This window comes from Bacillus sp. BC08 (assembly GCF_054326875.1).
Map to the genome: position 1 here is coordinate 47,978 of NZ_JBTGPA010000030.1, position 19,715 is coordinate 67,692.

General features: G+C 35.3%; 19 protein-coding genes. 7 read left to right on the top strand and 12 right to left on the bottom strand.

Annotated features, from left to right (window positions below; all coding sequences use genetic code 11):
* Positions 1-25 precede the first annotated feature (25 nt).
* Positions 26-223: a hypothetical protein gene (locus ACXVYO_RS09900; protein ID WP_458466867.1), complete on the top strand. Its 198-nt coding sequence runs from the start codon at positions 26-28 to the stop codon at positions 221-223.
* Positions 224-275: 52 nt separating this feature from the next.
* Here ACXVYO_RS09900 and truA read toward each other — a convergent pair whose 3' ends face one another.
* From truA to ACXVYO_RS09930, 6 genes are all read right to left on the bottom strand, one after another.
* Positions 276-1,013 carry a tRNA pseudouridine(38-40) synthase TruA gene (gene truA / locus ACXVYO_RS09905; RefSeq protein WP_061676723.1) on the bottom strand — a complete coding sequence of 246 codons (738 nt, stop codon included), beginning with the start codon at positions 1,011-1,013 and terminating at the stop codon, positions 276-278.
* A 56-nt stretch (positions 1,014-1,069) separates the two neighbouring features.
* A complete protein-coding gene (gene rlmD / locus ACXVYO_RS09910; RefSeq protein WP_088022763.1) occupies positions 1,070-2,449 on the bottom strand; it encodes a 23S rRNA (uracil(1939)-C(5))-methyltransferase RlmD in 1,380 nt (459 codons plus the stop codon).
* 10 nt (positions 2,450-2,459) lie between these two features.
* Positions 2,460-3,323 (bottom strand): DNA-3-methyladenine glycosylase family protein, encoded by an 864-nt coding sequence (locus ACXVYO_RS09915; protein ID WP_458466868.1) that lies wholly within the window; start codon positions 3,321-3,323, stop codon positions 2,460-2,462.
* A gap of 59 nt (positions 3,324-3,382) precedes the next feature.
* Positions 3,383-4,165: a delta-lactam-biosynthetic de-N-acetylase gene (gene pdaA, locus ACXVYO_RS09920; protein ID WP_061676720.1), complete on the bottom strand. Its 783-nt coding sequence runs from the start codon at positions 4,163-4,165 to the stop codon at positions 3,383-3,385.
* A 126-nt stretch (positions 4,166-4,291) separates the two neighbouring features.
* Positions 4,292-5,812 carry a class I fumarate hydratase gene (fumA, locus tag ACXVYO_RS09925; RefSeq protein ID WP_080467825.1) on the bottom strand — a complete coding sequence of 507 codons (1,521 nt, stop codon included), beginning with the start codon at positions 5,810-5,812 and terminating at the stop codon, positions 4,292-4,294.
* A 206-nt stretch (positions 5,813-6,018) separates the two neighbouring features.
* Positions 6,019-6,201 carry an SE1561 family protein gene (locus ACXVYO_RS09930; RefSeq protein WP_000513558.1) on the bottom strand — a complete coding sequence of 61 codons (183 nt, stop codon included), beginning with the start codon at positions 6,199-6,201 and terminating at the stop codon, positions 6,019-6,021.
* 213 nt (positions 6,202-6,414) lie between these two features.
* Here ACXVYO_RS09930 and yfkAB point away from each other — a divergent pair, with 213 nt between their 5' ends.
* Positions 6,415-7,542, top strand: coding sequence for a radical SAM/CxCxxxxC motif protein YfkAB (gene yfkAB / locus ACXVYO_RS09935; RefSeq protein WP_063263193.1), 1,128 nt, complete (start codon positions 6,415-6,417; stop codon positions 7,540-7,542).
* Between the two features lie 35 nt (positions 7,543-7,577).
* On the opposite strand, the gene ACXVYO_RS09940 is transcribed toward yfkAB, so the two are convergent.
* Positions 7,578-8,375: a YfkD family protein gene (locus ACXVYO_RS09940; RefSeq protein ID WP_458466869.1), complete on the bottom strand. Its 798-nt coding sequence runs from the start codon at positions 8,373-8,375 to the stop codon at positions 7,578-7,580.
* Between the two features lie 81 nt (positions 8,376-8,456).
* Positions 8,457-9,512 carry a calcium/proton exchanger gene (gene cax / locus ACXVYO_RS09945; protein WP_327811185.1) on the bottom strand — a complete coding sequence of 352 codons (1,056 nt, stop codon included), beginning with the start codon at positions 9,510-9,512 and terminating at the stop codon, positions 8,457-8,459.
* Between the two features lie 176 nt (positions 9,513-9,688).
* Here cax and ACXVYO_RS09950 point away from each other — a divergent pair, with 176 nt between their 5' ends.
* The 3 genes from ACXVYO_RS09950 (at position 9,689) to ACXVYO_RS09960 (ending at position 10,989) form a co-directional block, all read left to right on the top strand.
* Positions 9,689-10,105 (top strand): pyridoxamine 5'-phosphate oxidase family protein, encoded by a 417-nt coding sequence (locus ACXVYO_RS09950; RefSeq protein ID WP_061676715.1) that lies wholly within the window; start codon positions 9,689-9,691, stop codon positions 10,103-10,105.
* Between the two features lie 154 nt (positions 10,106-10,259).
* On the top strand, positions 10,260-10,406 hold the full coding sequence (locus tag ACXVYO_RS09955) for a BH0509 family protein (protein WP_000817786.1): 147 nt from the start codon (positions 10,260-10,262) through the stop codon (positions 10,404-10,406).
* Positions 10,407-10,560: 154 nt separating this feature from the next.
* Positions 10,561-10,989 carry an EamA family transporter gene (locus tag ACXVYO_RS09960; RefSeq protein ID WP_000100304.1) on the top strand — a complete coding sequence of 143 codons (429 nt, stop codon included), beginning with the start codon at positions 10,561-10,563 and terminating at the stop codon, positions 10,987-10,989.
* Positions 10,990-10,997: 8 nt separating this feature from the next.
* Here the strand turns inward: ACXVYO_RS09960 and ACXVYO_RS09965 are convergent, their stop codons facing one another.
* Positions 10,998-11,594 (bottom strand): DedA family protein, encoded by a 597-nt coding sequence (locus tag ACXVYO_RS09965; RefSeq protein WP_458466870.1) that lies wholly within the window; start codon positions 11,592-11,594, stop codon positions 10,998-11,000.
* Positions 11,595-12,023: 429 nt separating this feature from the next.
* Here ACXVYO_RS09965 and ACXVYO_RS09970 point away from each other — a divergent pair, with 429 nt between their 5' ends.
* Positions 12,024-14,786: a tetratricopeptide repeat protein gene (locus ACXVYO_RS09970; protein ID WP_458466871.1), complete on the top strand. Its 2,763-nt coding sequence runs from the start codon at positions 12,024-12,026 to the stop codon at positions 14,784-14,786.
* Positions 14,787-14,976: 190 nt separating this feature from the next.
* Here ACXVYO_RS09970 and lepB read toward each other — a convergent pair whose 3' ends face one another.
* The 3 genes from lepB to ACXVYO_RS09985 all read right to left on the bottom strand — a co-directional run bounded on the left by lepB (position 14,977) and on the right by ACXVYO_RS09985 (position 17,517).
* Complete coding sequence (gene lepB, locus ACXVYO_RS09975) at positions 14,977-15,513, bottom strand: signal peptidase I (RefSeq protein WP_073518154.1); 537 nt, start codon at positions 15,511-15,513, stop codon at positions 14,977-14,979.
* A gap of 252 nt (positions 15,514-15,765) precedes the next feature.
* On the bottom strand, positions 15,766-16,446 hold the full coding sequence (locus ACXVYO_RS09980) for a lysoplasmalogenase (RefSeq protein ID WP_001051061.1): 681 nt from the start codon (positions 16,444-16,446) through the stop codon (positions 15,766-15,768).
* 120 nt (positions 16,447-16,566) lie between these two features.
* Positions 16,567-17,517: a DMT family transporter gene (locus tag ACXVYO_RS09985; protein ID WP_458466872.1), complete on the bottom strand. Its 951-nt coding sequence runs from the start codon at positions 17,515-17,517 to the stop codon at positions 16,567-16,569.
* A 270-nt stretch (positions 17,518-17,787) separates the two neighbouring features.
* Between ACXVYO_RS09985 and ACXVYO_RS09990 the strand changes: the two genes are divergently transcribed.
* Positions 17,788-19,713: a heavy metal translocating P-type ATPase gene (locus ACXVYO_RS09990; RefSeq protein ID WP_458466873.1), complete on the top strand. Its 1,926-nt coding sequence runs from the start codon at positions 17,788-17,790 to the stop codon at positions 19,711-19,713.
* Positions 19,714-19,715: the final 2 nt, after the last annotated feature.

Sequence of the window (19,715 nt, forward strand, 5' to 3'; positions counted from 1 at the left end):
AACATACTAGAAAGGAATGATATATATGAGTAATGATAACAAATTAAAGTTATTACAATACTTAGCCTTCTTCCCTACCCTTGTATGTATGATGTTACTCATGGATATGAACAGCTTTCCTTATGCAAAGCTATTCGCAACAATTAGCGGCTCCTTTGCAGCTATTATGCTTGCTGCTTTTTGGAATTTAAAGATACGTACGAAGAAAGAACAATCTTCTTAACACCAAAACAAAAAAAAATCGAGCCTACACAGCTCGATTTTTTTACTGATTATTAAAACTCAACATTCTCCAAATACAAACCACTCGCCTCAGCAAGACAATTAATTTGATTGCGTTGTTTCGCCTCTAAAATGTGCGGAATTGCTTCTGCATCTAATTGTCCTAATCCAACTTCAATTAATGCTCCAACAATTTTTCGTACCATGTTATGAAGGAATCCATTACCACTTACTCTAATTTGTACAAATCCTGCCTCTTCCATCACATCAAGTGTATATACTTCTCGAACCATAGACTTTTTCTTTGATTTCGCATTTGAAAAAGCAGTAAAGTCATGTGAACCAACTAAATGTTTCGCAGCTTCTTTCATGCTTTTCACATTTAATTTTTTATTCACATGCATGCTGTATTTACGCATAAATGGATTTGTATGCTCTTCATTCCAAATCTTATAAAGATACGTTTTTGCTTTAGAGTTGTAACGAGCATGGAAGCGATCTTGAACTTCTTCTACATCCGTAATGCTAATATCGTTAGGTAAATATTGATTTAAATATTTTTTCACTTTATGTTCCACTAACTTCTCATCACTTTGAAAGTTAGCAACTTGATTCAAAGCATGTACACCAGCGTCTGTTCTACTACAACCGATAATTTCAATTTCTTTTCCGACCATTTCAGATATAACACTTTCGATTTTTCCTTGGATCGTATTATCGTTATTACCGAGACGTTGCCATCCTTTAAAACGTGCACCATCGTACTGAATCGTTAATTTATAATTGTTCATTTTATTCTCCTTCATAGAAAATATTCCCTCATATCGTGAGGGAATATGAATACACTTTACTTTCTAACAAGCTTCACTACATTTTCTACATGAGCTGTATGCGGGAACATATCAACTGGTTGCACATACTCCACTTCATAACTCTTCATTAATGCTTGTACATCACGTGCTAATGAAGAAGGATTACAAGATACGTAAACAACTTGTTTCGGCTTCACTTTTAAAATTGTTTCCAGTAATTTATCATCGCAACCTGTACGTGGTGGATCGACAACAATTACATCTGGACGCCATCCTTCTTTTACCCATTTCGGTAACCACTGTTCAGCTTTACCTGCTTCATATTTCGTATTTGTAAATCCGTGACGCTTCGCATTTTTTCTTGCATCTTCAATCGCTTCTGGAATTACATCCATACCACGTACTTCCGCTGCATCATTTGCAAGCCACAGTCCAATTGTACCAACACCACAATACGCATCTACAATTTTCTCATCGCCTGTTAAAGCAGCTGCTTTTTTCGCTTCATCGTATAAAACAACTGTTTGTTCTGGATTTAACTGGAAGAATGCACGTGCTGATAATTCAAATGATAAATCACCTAGTGTTTCTTGAATTACTTCTTTTCCAGCTAATTTAAATGTTTTATCACCGAAAATAACAGATGTTTTACGCCAGTTTACGTTTTGCATAATTGATTTCACACTTGGCATTTGTTTTTGTACTTCTGCGATAAATTGATCTTTATTTGGTAATTCTTCTTTTGTTGTAATAAGTGTAACTTGTACTTCCCCTGTTTGAACTGCAGTACGTGTCACAATTGTGCGTACTAAACCTTTTTGTTTTTTCTCATTATAAATAGAAACATTCAACTTTTCTAATATACGTCTTACAACTTTTGTCGCTTCATTCGTTGCTTTATGTTGAATCATACAATGAGCAATATCAATTAACTGATGTGAGTTTTGCTTATACAGCCCTGTAATAACCTTTTCATCTTTACGTCCCACTTGTAATTGACTCTTATTACGGTAATGCCATGGATTTTCCATACCAAGCGTTGGACGGATTTTCTCTTCCAAGCTGTTATTCATATACTTTTCAAATGCTTGTACAACGATATCACGCTTTTGATTTAATTGTTCTTTATAATCTAAATGTTGCAGCTGACAACCGCCACACTCTTCATATACCGGACATGGTGCTTTCACACGATGTGGTGAAGCTTTACGAACTTTTTTCACTTTTGCTTCAGCGAAGCCACGCTGAATTTTCGTTGTTTCTGCAACAACTTCTTCTCCTGGTAATGCCCCTGGAATGAAAACGACTTGTCTCTTAAAATAACCAACGCCTTCTCCGTTAATCCCAAGACGTTTAATTGTCACAGGAAATGTTTGACCAACTTCCAACTTACTCTCATGTTGCTTTTGTATCATTATTACACCTCTACTCTATACTTTTCCATAAATATAACGCTGCATAACTGCAGTATGGTTCACACTCTTGTTTCACTTTTTCTAAAAATACATCATCAGGTTTATCCTCTAATTGAAATATCCCTTGCACCGCACGCTGAATCCCAATGTCAGTTTTCGGAAACATATTTTTCCGTCCAAGCCCAAACATTAAAAAGTTTTGCACTGTCCATGCACCAATCCCCCTAATTGGTAACAATTGTGCCGAAACCTCTTCTTCCGCCCTGGTTTCTATGCTCGCCAAGTCTAATGTACCGCTGACAATACTTTGACCTAATCCTACTATATATTCAGCCTTTCGTTGACTAAACTTCTGCTCTCTCAATTCCTCTATTGAAATATTTGCTACTATTTCCGGGGTGGGGAAAAAGAATACACCATTCTTCTCTGTTCCATATCGTTTTACAAATTGTTCTGTTAACACAGTAGCAAATTTCAAATTTATTTGTTGATGAATGATACAGCGAAGAAGGCAAGCGAAATAATCAAATTCTAAAATAATTGGAGTATAAGCATATGTTTCAAATAGTGGACGTAATGATGTGTTTAAAAAATGATGTTGTATATCTTGAAACGGTTCATTCCAATGAAAAATGGCTCTCATTCGTTTCATGACTTTCTTTGGATCTCCTGTTTGACTAGAAATCCAAAACTGTGGATTTTGCACAGTACCAATCCCTTGCAAGCGAACAACAACCTGTTCCTCATCTATACAAAGCGGGACATAAATGACTTTCTCATCTAATTGAATGATGTTAAGAGGATCAAAAGATAACCGTTTTAATACCTCTTCAAAATGATACGGATACTCTAACGTAACATGTTCGCTCCACATACGTTTCCCCATCCTTTTTACACATCATTATAGCATGAGAAAACCGCAAGCATACATGCTTACGGTTGATTGCTTTTTACTAAGTCATCTAGACTTTTAAAATGATACCCTTTCTCGCGCAAATCATCAATGATTTTCGCAAGTGCTTCTGCATTATCTTTCGAGATTGCATGAAGTAATAAAACAGATCCCGGATGAATCATCGTCATGACATTATTATGTGCATATTGCCATCCTCTTTGTTCATCCACTTTCCAATCCAAAAACGCAAGTGACCAAAATACATTATAATAGCCCATTTCTTTCGTAAGAGCTAACGTTCTTTCACTGAACACGCCTCGCGGAGGGCGTACATATTTGACTTCTTTTTGCCCAGTTACTTTTTTAATTTCCTCTGTTACACTCGTTAATTCTTCACGAAGCTTCGCATCATTTACCGTTGTAAAATCAGGATGACTCCACGAATGGTTTCCAATAATATGTCCTTCATCCTTCATTCTTAATAACAAATCTTTTTGTGTTTTAATATAATGACCCGTTACAAAGAAAGTTGCCGGTACTTTTTTCTCTTTCAATACGTCTAAGATTTTCCCTGTGTATCCATTCTCATACCCATTATCGAATGTTAAATAAATATCTTTTTTCTTTGTATCCCCTAAATAAAACCCACCATTTTTTTGTAGCAAATCTGTATATAACTTTCCTGCATCTGGTACTGTTTCATTTTTAGGGCGCGGGATTCCCCAGTTATGTGGAGTATTTGTATAAGCTAATGTTGAAACTGGAACAAGTGCCATCATAATTGAAAAAATGAGACCGATATATAACCATTTATATTTCATAAATAGTCTCCTTTCCATATATAATCGTACTTGTAGTTTCTGTTGCTACGCATTCTTTCATGCTGAACATGTTTTTCTATATATGCCAAAAAAATGCATCCCGAATGATTCGAGATGCATTTTTGTTTACTTAAATACTGGCTCTTTAAAGCTAGCTAATTTTTCAAGTGATGTTTTATCAACATCTGCATGTAAGCTATTACCATGAGAATCCATCGTTACAACTGCTTTAAATCCTTCGATACGTAAATGCCACATCGCCTCTGGAATACCAAATTGTAAGAAATCAACATCTTTTACTTCTTTAATACATTCAGCATAATATTGTGCTGCACCGCCAATTGCATTTAAATATACACCACCGTGCTCTTCTAAAGCCGCTAATGTTTTCGCTCCCATACCGCCTTTTCCAATGACAGCACGAATACCGAATTTCTTCATAATATCGCCTTGGTACGGTTCTTCACGAATACTTGTCGTTGGACCTGCCGCTTTAATTTGCCAGTTTTCATTTTCATCTTTCACGACAACTGGACCACAGTGATAAATAACTTGTCCATTTAAATCTACCGGACAATCATTATCCATTAAATGCTTATGGATTGCGTCACGACCTGTATACATCATGCCATTAATTGTTACAACATCACCAACGCGAAGCTCACGAATTTGCTCTTCTGTAATTGGAGCTTGTAATACAATCTCACGTTGCTCCGTTTTTTCTTGTGCTTCTTGCTGAAGTGTATCGTCACCTTCTTGATATAGCCAATCCATAATTTCACCTGTTTCAGGATGGATTGTTACGCCAAGGCGGCGATATGCCCAGCAATTATATGCAACAGATACGTAGAAGCTAGCTGGCAGACGGTTATACACGCCAATTTTACAGCCAAGTAAAGTTGTTTCTCCACCAAATCCCATCGTACCAATGCCAAGCTTATTCGCATTTTCTAATACGTACTCTTCAAGTTTTTGTAACTCTGGTACTGGATTGACATCATCTAATGTACGGAATAATTGATTTTTTGCTAATTCGTAACCTGATGTGCGGTCTCCCCCGATACCAACACCAATTACACCTGCACTACACCCTTGACCTTGTGCTTGATATACTGCATGAAGAAGGCATTTACGAATCCCTTCTAAATCACGGCCAGCTCGTCCAAGTCCTTCTAATTCACACGGTAAGCTATACTGAATATTTTTATTCTCACAGCCGCCGCCCTTTAGAATTAAACGTGCATCAATATAATCTTTTTCCCATTGTTCAAACTTAATAACCGGTGTACCTGGCCCTAAATTATTTCCACTATTGTCTCCAAAAAGAGAATCAACAGAATTGGGACGAAGTTTACCATCTTTTGTCGCCCGCTCAAGCGCATGATAGATAGCTTCCTTCAACTTTAGTTGATTCACACCAACTGGTGTATAAATTTTAAACGTTGGCATCCCTGTATCTTGGCAAATTGGTGAGATGTTATCATCAGCCATTTTAATATTATTCGTAATTGTGCCAAGTGCCATCGCAGAACGAGTCCCTGCATTTTCTCGTTCTTTCGCTTGTTGAATTGCACGACGAACATCTTTCGGTAAGTTCGTTGACGTTTCAACAATTAGTTGATACATGCTTTCTTGAAGCTTTTCCATTGTTACTTCCCCCTCAATTGTGAACGCTACCAAAACGTTATGAGATGAAAATCCCATTGTTATGCTCTTCAGCTTTTTATTTGTTTCACGCTATTCAAGCATAAATGAAATTTTTCACAACTTGATTATACCTCTTTTTCTATCGTCCTTCTATTATCCGTACAGAAAAAGGCTACCAAATTGGAATAGGCAGCCTTTTTAATATATTATTCGTCTTTTTTAAATTGCTCACATTTTAATTCTAATTCATCTAACATCGCAAGAAGACGATCCACATCTTCTAATTCTACTTCTTCAGGTTCAATTGTATCAATTACTTCAATGAACATATTTAAACGTTCTTTTAAATATACTAATTGTGTATCTTTATCTTGAATTGCTTTTCCCATGAAGGCACTCTCCTTTTAATTCGAGTTGCTTTTATTATACCGCAAAAATGATTGCTATGGGCATGAAATTTCATCAATTTTGTCACAGTAATTCATTCAAATGTAAGCCCTATCTCTTTTTTCACAAAAAAGTTTCACTTTATAAAAAGCACATATTCTTCTATTATAGAGAATGGACAAATTGTTATTTCAATAGTCAAAGGAGTATTTCATATGACGATATCACAAAAAATGAAGCCGATTACTCCTTCTTACGATCCATGGGAAGCGTATATGGACCTTGAAGAGTACGGCAAACTACTATTAACAAATGTTGAGTTTACAACGACGACGTTATGCAATATGCGCTGTGAGCATTGCGCTGTTGGTTACACGTTACAGCCGAAAGACCCGAATCCGCTTCCGATGGATCTTTTATTAAAACGATTAGATGAGATTCCTCATTTACGTTCTTTAAGTATTACTGGCGGAGAACCTATGCTTTCAAAAAAATCCGTCGACAACTATGTAACACCACTCTTAAAATACGCCCATGAACGAGGCGTTCGCACTCAAATCAACTCAAACTTAACTATAGATTTAGCACGTTACGAACAAATTATTCCTTATTTAGACGTATTGCATATATCTCATAACTGGGGAACAATTGATGACTTCGTTGAAGGTGGATTTGCAATGATGGAGCGTAAACCTACGTATGAACAACGTGCAAAATTATTTGAACGAATGATTACAAATAGTAAAGCTCTATCAGATGCAGGTGTACTCGTATCAGCCGAAACAATGCTGAATAAACGAACTCTACCACACATGGAACATATTCATCGTCAAATCGTTGACGAAATGGGATGTAAACGTCATGAAGTTCACCCGATGTATCCAAGTGACTTCGCGAGTAATTTAGAGATTTTAACAAAAGCTGAAATTCGTGATGCAATTGAGCATTTACTAGAAATTCGCGATGAAAATGTATGGATGTTATTTGGAACTTTACCTTTCTATGCTTGTAGCGATGACGAGCGAGACATCGCCACATTTAAGAAATTACAAGAAAGCAAAAATGTAACAGTTCGTAACGATCCAGATGGCCGTTCTCGTTTAAACGTCAACATTTTCGATGGAAATATTATTGTAACTGATTTCGGTGACGTTCCCCTTCTAGGTAACGTACAAACAAATACACTACAAGAAGCGTATGACAAATGGAGTGCCTCAAAAACAGCAAAATCATTAAGCTGTCACTGTCCTGCAGTGAAATGCCTAGGACCAAATGTTCTTGTAAAAAATAGCTACTATCCAACAGAAGATTTCTTATCAAAAACAGCAAATATTACATTATAAAAAAACGTCAGCTTATAAGCTGACGTTTTTTTATATTATTGCGAATGAGAAGAAGAAATGAATTTAAAATACAAATGATCATGAATTGGAATAGCAGCTCCGATTCCTTGTGAAGTAATGTTTTTTACAACAAGCCTTTTTTGATTTCCTTTTAAAACAAGATACACTTCTCCAAAAGTCACTTTTCCTTTTTCATTTACTGCTGGTGTATAAGCGTATAAATATCCAAGTTGACTCGGACTAATATTATACACGCGCTCATGCCCTGTACCATACCCAATGGTCGTTTTAAATGAAAGTGGCAATTGTACTTTTTCAAGCGCTTTGAGGAGCATCATTTTTTTCACATCCGCAGTATCTTTCATATCTGCTGTTAAATCGCCTTCAACCGTCTTTTGCGTTTCTTGTTTATAGCGTAGCGGATATAAGCGATCTCCTCCGCGATTATCGTACACATTGCGATTTACTTGTTTATATTCCCAATTAATCGATGTATCAACCGATTCATAATTCAAAGCCCATTGACCTAAATAAATCTTTGCTCGGTACCCTACCGCAAGCGGCGCATTCGATATTGTCGTTTCATTAAACATTCGAATTAAGTCTGGATTTTCAATTTTAATATTTGCTGTTTTCAATAGTTCTTGAGCAAACTTACTCGGCTGTAAGCGCGGCAAATCTTGCGCATCATTTGGAAACGTATTGTCTTTGGAAATATTTAAAACAGATGAAGGCATTTTTGTTTCTACCGTTGTCTTTGCAAAGCCACTGTTAGGAAATAATAAAATAAACGAGACCATAGTTGAAAGACATATGCTGTATACTCGTTTCACCTGTCTGGCTCCTTCCTACGTAAAGGTATATATACTACTTCGTTTATTGTTTTCCCTGAGCACAATTGTTATGCCTGTTTTTCATAATAAATAAAAACCAATTCCCATAATGACATACGCTGCTAATAACGTACCGCCTTCAAACCAGTTTGTATCTCCGTCATTCGAAATCGCAATCGTTAAGAAAACAGCTGTAATCATAGAAACAAGTTCTGGTATTGTAAATACTAAAGGCATCCTTTGCGTGAAGAACATAGAAAGCAGTACTAATACAGGAGCAACAAACATGGCAATTTGTAACGTAGAACCTATCGCAATCTCAACTGCAATATTTACTTTATTTTTATACGCCATAATAATTGCAGAGGCATGTTCCGCTGCATTCCCAACAATCGCAACGATAATAACCCCTATAAATAATTCTGACCAACCAAATGATTTTGCAACTGTTTCAAATGTATGCACAAGCGCCTCTGACACATAAGCTACCGCAATTGTCGCTATTGCTAAAATGAGTAGCGCTTTACCTTTCGACCACTCTGGTTCTTCCTCATGAGCTACTTCATCCGTTTTATGTTGATATACACCACGATGTGTAACGAGCTTAAATAGCAACGCAGCAAGGTACATAATAATCATAATGATAGAAACACCGATACTTAATTGATACGTCTTTCCAGCGTCCATCTTCATTGAAAAAATCTCTGGAATAACAAAAGCTACTACAACAGCAAATATTAATAAAGCTGAATTATGCCTTGCATCATACACATTAAAACTTTGTCTTTTGTATTTAAGCCCTCCTACAAAGAAGGATAGCCCTCCTACTAATAATAAATTCCCAAGTACAGAACCCGTTAAAGAGGCTAACACAACCTCAATTAACCCTGCCTGAAGTGCAAAAATTGAAATGATAAGTTCGACTGCATTACCGAAAGTAGCATTTAACAATCCGCCTATTCTAGGTCCAGAGACAATTGCCAAGCTTTCTGTCGCTCTGCCCATAAAACCCGCTAATGCGATAATCGTAATACAATACACAGCGAACATAATTGTTTGAGGCCAATGAAGTGTTTTTCCCAGTACAGAAAGTGGTACCCCAATCAGCGCTACGATAAGAAATATTTTATTAAACATGCTTTTCATCCTTCCATCGTATGTATTTCTCCTCGATATTATTATTATTCTTCTCCTAACTTGTCCGATTTCATCACAATTACGTTTAAAAAATCATGTTGATGAAAAGAGTATGAAAGATACTTCATTTTTATTTGGACGAAGAAAATTACAGAATATGAAAAGAGGTTAAAAGCATGCATTTAAAAGAAAAAATTGAAACGATTATTTGTGGTCAACGAACTGGTGTATTATCTACTGTACGTGAAAATAAACCTCATAGCGCTTTTATGATGTTTTTCCACGAAGATTTTGTGTTATATGTTGCAACAGATCGAAAATCAAAAAAGATAACAGATATTGAAAAAAATCCAAATGTATATGTACTACTTGGGCGTGAAGGAAAAAAATTAGATGAAGATTATATTGAAGTTGAAGGCCTAGCCTCCATCGAGGAAGACTCCACATTAAAAAATAAGTTTTGGAATAATAGCTTAAAACGCTGGTTACTCGGTCCTGAAGACCCTAATTATGTATTAATTAAAATCAATCCTGACACAATTTACTACATCGATGGTGCTGGTACGACGGAGCCCGAGTTTTTACGACTATAAAATAAAACAAGCCCCCTTTAGGTGGGCTTGTTTTGTCGAAAAGTTCTTCTGAAAAAAACAATAAAATAGGTGGAACTTTCTAAAGATTCTGTTATATAATAGCAGTAACTTAAATAAACTGTATTAAAACAGATTGAGAGGAGCAATAAAATTGATGAAAAGAGAAGAACGCAAAAATATGATTGAGTTTATTGAAAAGAAAAAAGGGATTGAGCGTGACGAATTATTGTTTATGACAGACGATGAAGTAGAACATATTTATAATGTAACGTACTTTTTATATGAAGAAATTGCAGAGTAGTATAATAATCCCACCTTATTAAAAATATAAGGTGGGATTATTTCGTTATCTATCCAGCTTTTTGCGAGACGGTAAAATCCGACTGATTAAAGTTTCACTTTATACGTGAGAATGATTTTCATGTATAATAATGTAAGATTGGAGGAATTTTACTATGAGTTCATGGCTCTTATTCGCACTATTATCAGCAATTGCTGCTGCCCTTGTATCTATTTTCGGAAAGATTGGTTTAGATGGAATCGATGCCAACGTTGCGACAACGGTTCGTTCTATTATTATGGCATTATTTATGGTAGGCGTTATTATTATACAAGGTAAATTTCAAAATATTGGAGACGTACTGCTAAATAAAAAAGCACTGCTCTTTATCACATTAAGTGGAATTGCAGGTGCTTCGTCATGGCTATTTTATTTCCTTGCCCTCAAAACAGGGAAAGTTTCACAAGTGGCTCCTGTCGATAAATTAAGCGTCGTATTTTCTATCATCCTCGCTATGATTATACTCGGTGAAAAGTTAAACTTTATGACTGGCATTGGTGTAGTCTTTATTACAGCTGGTGTACTATTTATTGCTTTCAGCTAAAAAAACCGCTAATAGCGGTTTTTCTTTTTCTTTATGTAAAACCATACAACACCTGTAACAACTACTGAAATGAATAAAATCCATATTCCATAATGATGTAAACTATACTCAACGAAACGCCACTTCTCTCCTAACTTCCAGCCAAGTCCAATAAAAACACTTATCCAAATAAGCGCACCACCATAAGCGTACAAACAAAAACGCCAAAGTGTTAAATTCGACACCCCAGCAAAATATGCTGTTAAATGACGTACTCCTGGTATAAAGTAACCAATCATTAAAAGAAATGGTCCATATTTTTCAAATAAAATGTGTGTTTTTTCAATATGATGTTCCTTAATTCTAATTTTCGGCCCATATTTTTTTAAAACGGGAAGTCCAAGTTTTAAGCCTAATATGTAGCTTAATGTAATACCTAACACCGCACCAGCCATCCCACTTAAAAAAGCAGCTGTTCCTGACATAACTCCTTTTGAAACATTATAACCAACAAAGGTCAATAAAAACTCGTCTGGTATCGGTAATCCGACAATCCCACCTGCCAACGCTATAATAATTCCAAAATACCCATAATGCGCGATTAACTCGCCAATATGTTGTTCCATTCGGAAGACACATCCTATGCACAATCGTTATTCCACATTGTGCCCTTTCTATCTTTCAGACAAACATGGTATACATATTCACTATACATTGTTTTTATAATGAACTCTACTTCTATCCATTCCTTTAGCAGGAAGAAAGTGAGCCATTAATCGTGCACCCAACTCCCGCCTACTTCCCTTGTATTCACCGCTTTTTGAAGTGCTAGTCTTATTATCCATAAATAGCCGGATTAAAAAATAAAAATTCATATGCTTGTTTTTTTGTTACAATAAAGGAAAGTTACTTTTCGCAACGGTTTAACTCTCAGGAAAAATGATATATCTAGCAAAAACGTAGTTTGGTCGATATAATGCAACTTCTACCTATAAAAAGAACATGCACCCTTTACATACAACATCATTTTTCTAAATTATACAGGGGGAACGAACATGACCATTGAAAATCAATTTATCCAAAAGGTTTACTATAAAACATTTTTAACAGAAGAAACTTCTACTCCAGTATCGGAAGTACTCGGTGAAGCATATATAAATGAATCTACAAACGAATTCTCCAACATTTCTAATATCCGCTTTGCTCAAGGTGAATTTTATTACCAAAATAAAGACTTTGAAGCCGCAATATTTAAATGGGAGAAAGTAAATAACGAACTTGCACTTTGGGCCACCAAAAATATTGCAGATTCTTATTTTGAACTAGGATTCTTGCCAAAAGCAGAAGAAATTTATCAATCTATCCAAACGGAAGATACAACTCTTACAATGGAAGTTTCCTTACAACTTCTTTCTCTTTACATCGAACAAGATCGTTTAGGTCTAGCATTTAAGACAATTAGTGAGGCTGTTGCATTTCAACCTGACTATCCAAATATTACTGCAATTGCTCGCTCATTCTATGAAAAACAAGAAGATTGGAATAACGCCATCGAACTTGCCGTTCAAGAAGGAATTCGAACAAAATCATTACACTGGTTCGATACTTTAATCAATTATGTGAATCAAGGATTCACGAAACAAATCAAACCAGAATATTTCTATGAATCTTTAAAAGCTTTATATGCAATTGATCAAGTCCAATTTAAAGAACTTGTTATTGCTCTTTGGAACAGCTATCAAAATGAAAACTTGCATCTACCTTGGATTCAAACAATAAATCATTTATTCTTACATATTGAAACAGACAACAATGACGATTGGCATGAAATTGTTGAACGCTACCAAGATACGTACTTTGAATTAATTACTGGTGAACATTTCATGCATGAAATGCAGGGACTTGTACCAGATTTATTAACAAATTGGTTTAGTTTAACGAAAGCAAAAGATGCCCTATTTGTCTCTGCTGCAGTGTTAGCATGGAATGAAGTTTCACCTACAACTTTAGAGTCATTACTCGTAAAAAGTGCGGGAGCCCTACTCTCTAATTCAACAGCTGAAACAAATGTAAATATGGAAACCGTTTCTCATTTATTCGAAACAATTGCTGTATGGGCTGAAAAAAATGATGTGGATTTAAGTCATCAATTTACGTTACTTGTTCATGAACTATGTGATTTAAATGTTACACAATTACTAATAGCGGGAACTAGTGACCATGATAAATCATCATTCATCAATTCAATATTAGGAGAGAACATCTTAACTGAGACTGTAACAACTCCTATTCTATTTAAAGATGATAGCCAAACTGAAATAACAGAATTCACTGCGTTAGATGTACACAATATACCGAACTTTGATGAATTCCATCAAATAATGGCTACACCTTCCGAGTCAGAACTTGAGAAGAAGTGTATAGAAATTAAATTGCCAAGTAGATTTTTAAGAAAGAATAAATTTGCATTCCTTGTTACGCCATCTGTTCAAGGGCAAGTAGATAAAAACAGCTCATATTTTGAATACTTACAAGCAGCAGATAGCCTTATTTACGTATTAAATTCTGCTTCACCATTGCATGGTGAAGAGCTTGATACATTACTTTATTTACGTGAACAAGTGCCAAACTTACAAATTCATTTCGTATTACACACAAATAGTGCGGCCAATAATGAAAAACTAATGAGTAAGATTAAAGTCCATTTCCCAAATGCAAAGTTCTTCCCATACTCTTCTTCACAAGAGAGTAGCCAGCAACTTGGAGACGTGACAGAATCTATTCTTTCTAATCTAGCTGAACGCGACATAGAACAAGAACGTATAAAAAAACTAATATGGTTTACGCAAAAAACAATCGCATACCTTGTAAATGAACGTGTGGAATTAGAAAATACATTAGTGAAATCCGTACGCTGGAATAAACATATCTCAGTAAAACTAAACGGATTTATTAACAATCTTACTGCTCTTGAAAAAGATAAAATTCGTTCTATTACAGAATCTTATCTTTTAACGAAAGAAGAAATCACACGAGATATCCATTCTCAAATTCCTGAATTATTACAGAGCTGTTCTGATCTTGTTCAAGAAGATAGTGATTTCAAATTAGTTCATGAGGAATTAAATGCTGCAATGAACGAACGAATTCAAAAACATGTACAGCAAGTGCTTCTTCCTAAATTTACTGGGTTTATTCAAGAGTGGATTGAAACAGCGCATAATGAATTTATTCAAGCTCAGTCTTATTTAGATGAAATGAGTGAAACGTTTAATAAATTATATAAAGAAGAACGCATGAAACTTCCTTGCGATTTCAAATTACTAGATGATTGGCATCGAGATGTTGTACGTATGACAAATCGAATTACAGTATCGAACATCAATATTTTATTACGATTTACACCAACACAATTTTTCTTAAAAAGTGCGGGAAAACTATTTGGTAACATGCAAAAAAATCAATCTATGCTCGCAAACAAATATAAACAATACATTGAAACGGAAGATTATACGGAAATTGCTCAAACAATCTCAAAACAATTCTTCCTTCAATTTGAAGTATTTGAAGGCGCATTAGAACGAGATATCATGATGTTCTTTAAAGATCCACTTAGCATACTGAAACAAAATGTAGAATCAGCTCAACTTGAAATACAGGAAGACGAGCAAACATTAGCAACGTTAAGAAGCAACCCAGAAACTTATCACGATCCGTTAGCATTCTTTAAACTGCAACTATTGCAGCACAAATTCGTTTTAAGTACGAACAAAAACAATGAAGACGTCTATGAATTTAATCAGTCTCCTACGATTTAACATAAAGTGAAACTTTAATCAGTGGGGGGGCTTCATCCGCCACTGATTATTAGTTGAACCAATCGGGCTTTTATGGGCAGTTGATCCCCCACCTAACTTCCTTGCTTTCGCTGAATTTTGAGGTGGGGTCTTACTGCCCATTAAAGCGGGATAAAAAACCAAGCAAATGAAATTTGCTTGGTTTTTTACTTTAATTCATTATTTTCATATGTTCAAATGGGTAATAAATTGCCGCTAATTCTCCTAATACATCCGCTTTATCAATAAGTCCTAAACCATTTCTACTATCTCTGCTTATTAAGCGATTATCTCCCATAACAAAAATCTTATTTGTAGGAATTGTAATCGGTCCAAAGTCCTCTGTTAAATTCATAAGTTTTTTTTCAGCTTGTTTTTTATTACTATACAAATACGCTTCCTGTATCACTTCATGATTCACATATAATTGATCATTTCTCACTTCAATGACATCACCTGGCAAGCCAATAACCCTTTTCACATAAAAATTATCTGTCTTCACAACAATAATATCTTCTCGCCCATAACTTTCAAATTGCTTTGCCAACTTATTAACGATCACCTTATCCCCATCTTGTAACGTTGGCTTCATGGATGCTCCTTTTACAGTCGTAGGAAAAAACAAAAAGATTTTTGACAAAAACACCAACAAACATGCAATTGCAATTGTTCCAAAGAATTCACGCCAACGTTTTTTCTTTTGCATCATTCCACCATCTCATCATCTTTTTACTTTAATTATAAGGACTTCAACTACATAATTTCCACAAAATTCTGAATTATAAAATCATAATATCACAAATTTAGAATAATCCCCATAAACTTCTTATTTTATATACTATAATTTATATTTATCTCACTATGTGTCGACAGTAAAACTCCATCTCAAAAATCGGCTGAAGTAAAATAGTAAAAAAGATACTCTCAAAATAGTCTATCTACTATTTTTGAGAGTATCTTTTTATATTCCCACATATACAATACACATTTGAGCCGCTACATATGTAAACCAAATCCAAAGTGGTTCATACTTTAATTTGCGCCCTCCAATATCTGTCACGCCTATAATAAAATCAGAAATCACAAATAGTAAACCACCAAAAGCCGGTATCCACCATATTCCTGTATTCTCATAGTATAAGGCGAATGCAAAGCAAGCCATTCCTCCAACCCACAGTCCGTAAATTAGAGCTCCTATCGTAAACAATTTATCTTGTTTATCATTTCGTATAAAAAAGAACCATCCTATAATGAGAAAGAGTCCGTATACGAGTAAACCAATCCAAAAACCATTCCATGAGATGCCTGTTTGCAAAAATGCTTTTACATAAAAACAATGTGCAAGCGCGAAAGTAATCATCCCTCCAATTAACCTGTGACCAATTGGAATCAAACCTGCCATAAATAAATCTCCTACAGTTGATAACGTCATACCTAGTGCAACCCACGTACTATACTCCACTGATGGATCTTGTAACCATATCCAAATTGCACTTGCTGTTAAAGAAAAACTAAGAATAAGACGCACTGCTAAAGGTAACGGCATATTATTTCTTGTCTTTTTTGTCTGTCCTATTGCATACATTGCACCAATTAAAAAAAGAATGATTTGCCCAATTAACACCATGTAAAGTAAATTCATAACATGTTCTCCTCAATAAATGCTTTTTGTATCTTTTTTCGTTATACCTAGTCTATTATCCTTTTTCTATAAAAAAAGAAGAACAGTACTGTTCTTCCATTGTAATCGTTTTCCTGTTATTTATGCTACCTGTTTTTCTTGCTCCATTTTCTGCTTAGCTGGCGTACGATTCACCACGATAATTCCCGCGGCTACACATGCTAAACCAAATAATACAAATGAATGAATTGCTTCTCCTAAAATCATGCTCGATAATAAAACACCAAATACGGGTATAAAGAACATGTACATTGATACTTTTCCAACTTTGTTGTACTTCATAATTGTATTCCAAATACAAAAGCCTGCTGCGGATAAGAAAGATAAGTAGAGAAGCATAAGTATTGCATGTACACTAAATGTAAATGGCATGACTCCAACTTGCAAAGCCCCTATACATAAGAGCCCGATAGAACCAAAAATCATTTGGTATGCTGTCATATAGCCAACATCTAATGTTTTGCTACCTTCTTTCGCTAATATGTTTCCATATGAATACAACATTGCTGCACTAAGAAGTAATAAGCTACCGATTCCGAAATGGAATGACAAACTACCATCACTCGGTACATTTACTAAAATGACACCACAAAAGCCGATAGAGACCCCAATTATTTTTCTCACATTGAGAGCGTCATCTTTATATAAAAAGTGAGCAAGTAAAATTTGAAAGAATGATGATGTTCCTGAAATGATAGCTCCTTCAATACCAGAACTATAACTCATTCCAATATAAAAACATATATATTGAAGAAATGTTTGAAATAAACCAATTTGTACTAACTGCTTCCCCGTTCCTTTTTTGAAACTCATATCTTTTCCTAACACTTTAAAGAATAATAAGAGCATGACTCCAGATAAAAAGAAACGATAACCAGCAAATAATATTTGCTCTCCAACTTCTTGTGGCTGAATTCCAAGTTCAGCATAACTTAATTTAATAAAAGGGAATGCGCTCCCCCATAAAAAAGTTGCTACTATTGCAGCAATAAATACGCCAATCGGATGGGTAAAAAATTTCTCTGTCTTCACTTGTTGTCTTCCTTTCCGATCTTTTTATGAACAGTATTCATATATACCAAAGGAATTGAGAAAACACAAGTTTTCAGTTTATACGCAAACAAAAACATATCATCCAGCGAAAACATATGCTATACTATAGAATAATTACAACATAATAACTATTAAAATCAGATTCAACAGAAATGCTGCTATCCATTATGGATGGCAGCTTTCGTCGTTTTATAGGGGTTTCGATTTTGATTCTTTTTCTCAATAAGAATTTGGAAGGAGCGAGTAGTAATGAACTCAGAAGTAAAAACATTACAAGTACAAAAGTCTATTTCTCATCCCTCTTTATGGGATTCATTAAAGAAACATTATGAACTTATATTTGCAATCGCATCTGGTATTTTCATTTTAGCTGGTTGGTTATTCACAAAGAACGATGCAATGAATGTAGGCATTACTTGCTATATCCTTGCTTATATAGTTGGTGGATATGCAAAAGCAAAAGAAGGCATTGAAGATACAATTGAAGAGAAAGAGCTAAATGTCGAAATGCTTATGCTCTTTGCTGCTATCGGTGCTGCAATGATTGGCTACTGGGCAGAAGGCGCGATTTTAATCTTTATCTTTGCACTGAGCGGTGCGATGGAATCTTATACATTAAGTAAAAGTCAAAAAGAAATTTCTGCACTTCTTGATTTACAACCTGAAGAAGCATTACGTATTTCAAATGGAACCGAGGAACGTGTTCCTGTTGGACGATTACAAATTAACGACATTATTTTAATTAAACCTGGTGAGCGTGTTCCTGCTGACGGTACGATTCATAACGGTGAAACAAATATCGATGAAGCTGCTATTACAGGAGAACCTATTCCGAATGAGAAAAAATTCGGTGATGAGGTATTTGCCGGTACTGTAAATTTACGTGGTGCTATCGAAGTTAAAATTACGAAGCCGAGCGATCAAACATTATTCCAAAAGATTATCCGTCTTGTCCAAAGCGCACAAAGCGAAAAATCGCCATCACAACTATTCATCGAAAAGTTTGAAGGGACATACGTAAAAGGGGTACTACTCGTTGTTGCGTTTATGATGTTCGTCCCTCATTTCTTACTGGACTGGAGCTGGAATGAAACGTTTTATCGCGCTATGATCTTACTTGTAGTCGCATCTCCTTGTGCACTCGTTGCTGCCATTACACCAGCAACGTTATCCGCAATTTCTAACGGAGCAAGAAATGGAATTCTCTTTAAAGGTGGCATACATTTAGAACGCCTCGCTTCAGTAAAAGCAATCGCTTTTGATAAAACAGGTACATTAACACAAGGAAAACCTACCGTAACAGATGTATATGTTCGAGAAAATATGACAGAAAAAGAAGTACTTTCTATTACAGCAGCAATTGAAAGTCACTCAACACATCCTTTAGCTGAATCTATTGTTAAATATGCACAACATGCGCATGACATTACATTACAAAAACCAGAAAATGTTGAAGATGTAACTGGTTTTGGACTAAAAGGAATCTTTGAAAACAAAGCTTATAAAATAGGTAAAGCTGATTTTATCGGTGAAGAAACAAAGACATTCCATAATGGTATTTCTGCCTCACTTGAAAAAGAAGGTAAAACTGTCGTTTATATTCGTGATGAGGATGGCGTCCTTGGACTTATCGCTTTAAAAGATACACTTCGCCAAGAAACAATAGCTGCTATTCGCGAATTACAAAGCATTGGTGTCGAAGCAATTATGATTACTGGTGATAATGAAGAAACGGCAAAAGCAATTGCCGCTGAAAGTAATATAAAGGAATATTACGCATCATGCTTACCAGAAACAAAAGTTGAAACAATTAAAAAGCTAAAAGAAAAATACGGGACAGTAGCAATGGTCGGAGATGGTATCAATGATGCCCCTGCACTCGCTACCGCTAGCATTGGCGTAGCAATGGGTGAAGGAACAGACGTAGCTTTAGAAACTGCAGACGTTGTACTTATGAAAAACGAATTATCTCGACTTTCCCAAGCAATCCGCTTATCAAAACGAATGAACCGTATTGTAAAGCAAAACGTAATCTTTTCACTAGCTGTAATTGCAATGCTGATTTGTTCAAACTTCTTGCAATTTTTAGCTCTTCCATTCGGTGTTATTGGACATGAAGGAAGTACGATTCTTGTCATTTTGAATGGCTTACGATTATTAAAAGGAAACAAATAAAA

What these genes read in the sequence shown, in the direction of transcription:
- ACXVYO_RS09965 (WP_458466870.1), bottom strand. Translation starts at nt 11,594, where the DNA reads ATGGAACAACATATTGGCGAGTTAATCGCGCATTATGGGTATTTTGGA.
- ACXVYO_RS09970 (WP_458466871.1), top strand. Translation starts at nt 12,024, where the DNA reads ATGACCATTGAAAATCAATTTATCCAAAAGGTTTACTATAAAACATTT.
- cax (WP_327811185.1), bottom strand. Translation starts at nt 9,512, where the DNA reads ATGTTTAATAAAATATTTCTTATCGTAGCGCTGATTGGGGTACCACTT.
- rlmD (WP_088022763.1), bottom strand. Translation starts at nt 2,449, where the DNA reads ATGATACAAAAGCAACATGAGAGTAAGTTGGAAGTTGGTCAAACATTT.
- ACXVYO_RS09955 (WP_000817786.1), top strand. Translation starts at nt 10,260, where the DNA reads ATGAAAAGAGAAGAACGCAAAAATATGATTGAGTTTATTGAAAAGAAA.
- fumA (WP_080467825.1), bottom strand. Translation starts at nt 5,812, where the DNA reads ATGGAAAAGCTTCAAGAAAGCATGTATCAACTAATTGTTGAAACGTCA.
- lepB (WP_073518154.1), bottom strand. Translation starts at nt 15,513, where the DNA reads ATGATGCAAAAGAAAAAACGTTGGCGTGAATTCTTTGGAACAATTGCA.
- yfkAB (WP_063263193.1), top strand. Translation starts at nt 6,415, where the DNA reads ATGACGATATCACAAAAAATGAAGCCGATTACTCCTTCTTACGATCCA.
- pdaA (WP_061676720.1), bottom strand. Translation starts at nt 4,165, where the DNA reads ATGAAATATAAATGGTTATATATCGGTCTCATTTTTTCAATTATGATG.
- ACXVYO_RS09960 (WP_000100304.1), top strand. Translation starts at nt 10,561, where the DNA reads ATGAGTTCATGGCTCTTATTCGCACTATTATCAGCAATTGCTGCTGCC.
- ACXVYO_RS09915 (WP_458466868.1), bottom strand. Translation starts at nt 3,323, where the DNA reads ATGTGGAGCGAACATGTTACGTTAGAGTATCCGTATCATTTTGAAGAG.
- ACXVYO_RS09930 (WP_000513558.1), bottom strand. Translation starts at nt 6,201, where the DNA reads ATGGGAAAAGCAATTCAAGATAAAGATACACAATTAGTATATTTAAAA.
- ACXVYO_RS09990 (WP_458466873.1), top strand. Translation starts at nt 17,788, where the DNA reads ATGAACTCAGAAGTAAAAACATTACAAGTACAAAAGTCTATTTCTCAT.
- truA (WP_061676723.1), bottom strand. Translation starts at nt 1,013, where the DNA reads ATGAACAATTATAAATTAACGATTCAGTACGATGGTGCACGTTTTAAA.
- ACXVYO_RS09980 (WP_001051061.1), bottom strand. Translation starts at nt 16,446, where the DNA reads ATGAATTTACTTTACATGGTGTTAATTGGGCAAATCATTCTTTTTTTA.
- ACXVYO_RS09950 (WP_061676715.1), top strand. Translation starts at nt 9,689, where the DNA reads ATGCATTTAAAAGAAAAAATTGAAACGATTATTTGTGGTCAACGAACT.
- ACXVYO_RS09900 (WP_458466867.1), top strand. Translation starts at nt 26, where the DNA reads ATGAGTAATGATAACAAATTAAAGTTATTACAATACTTAGCCTTCTTC.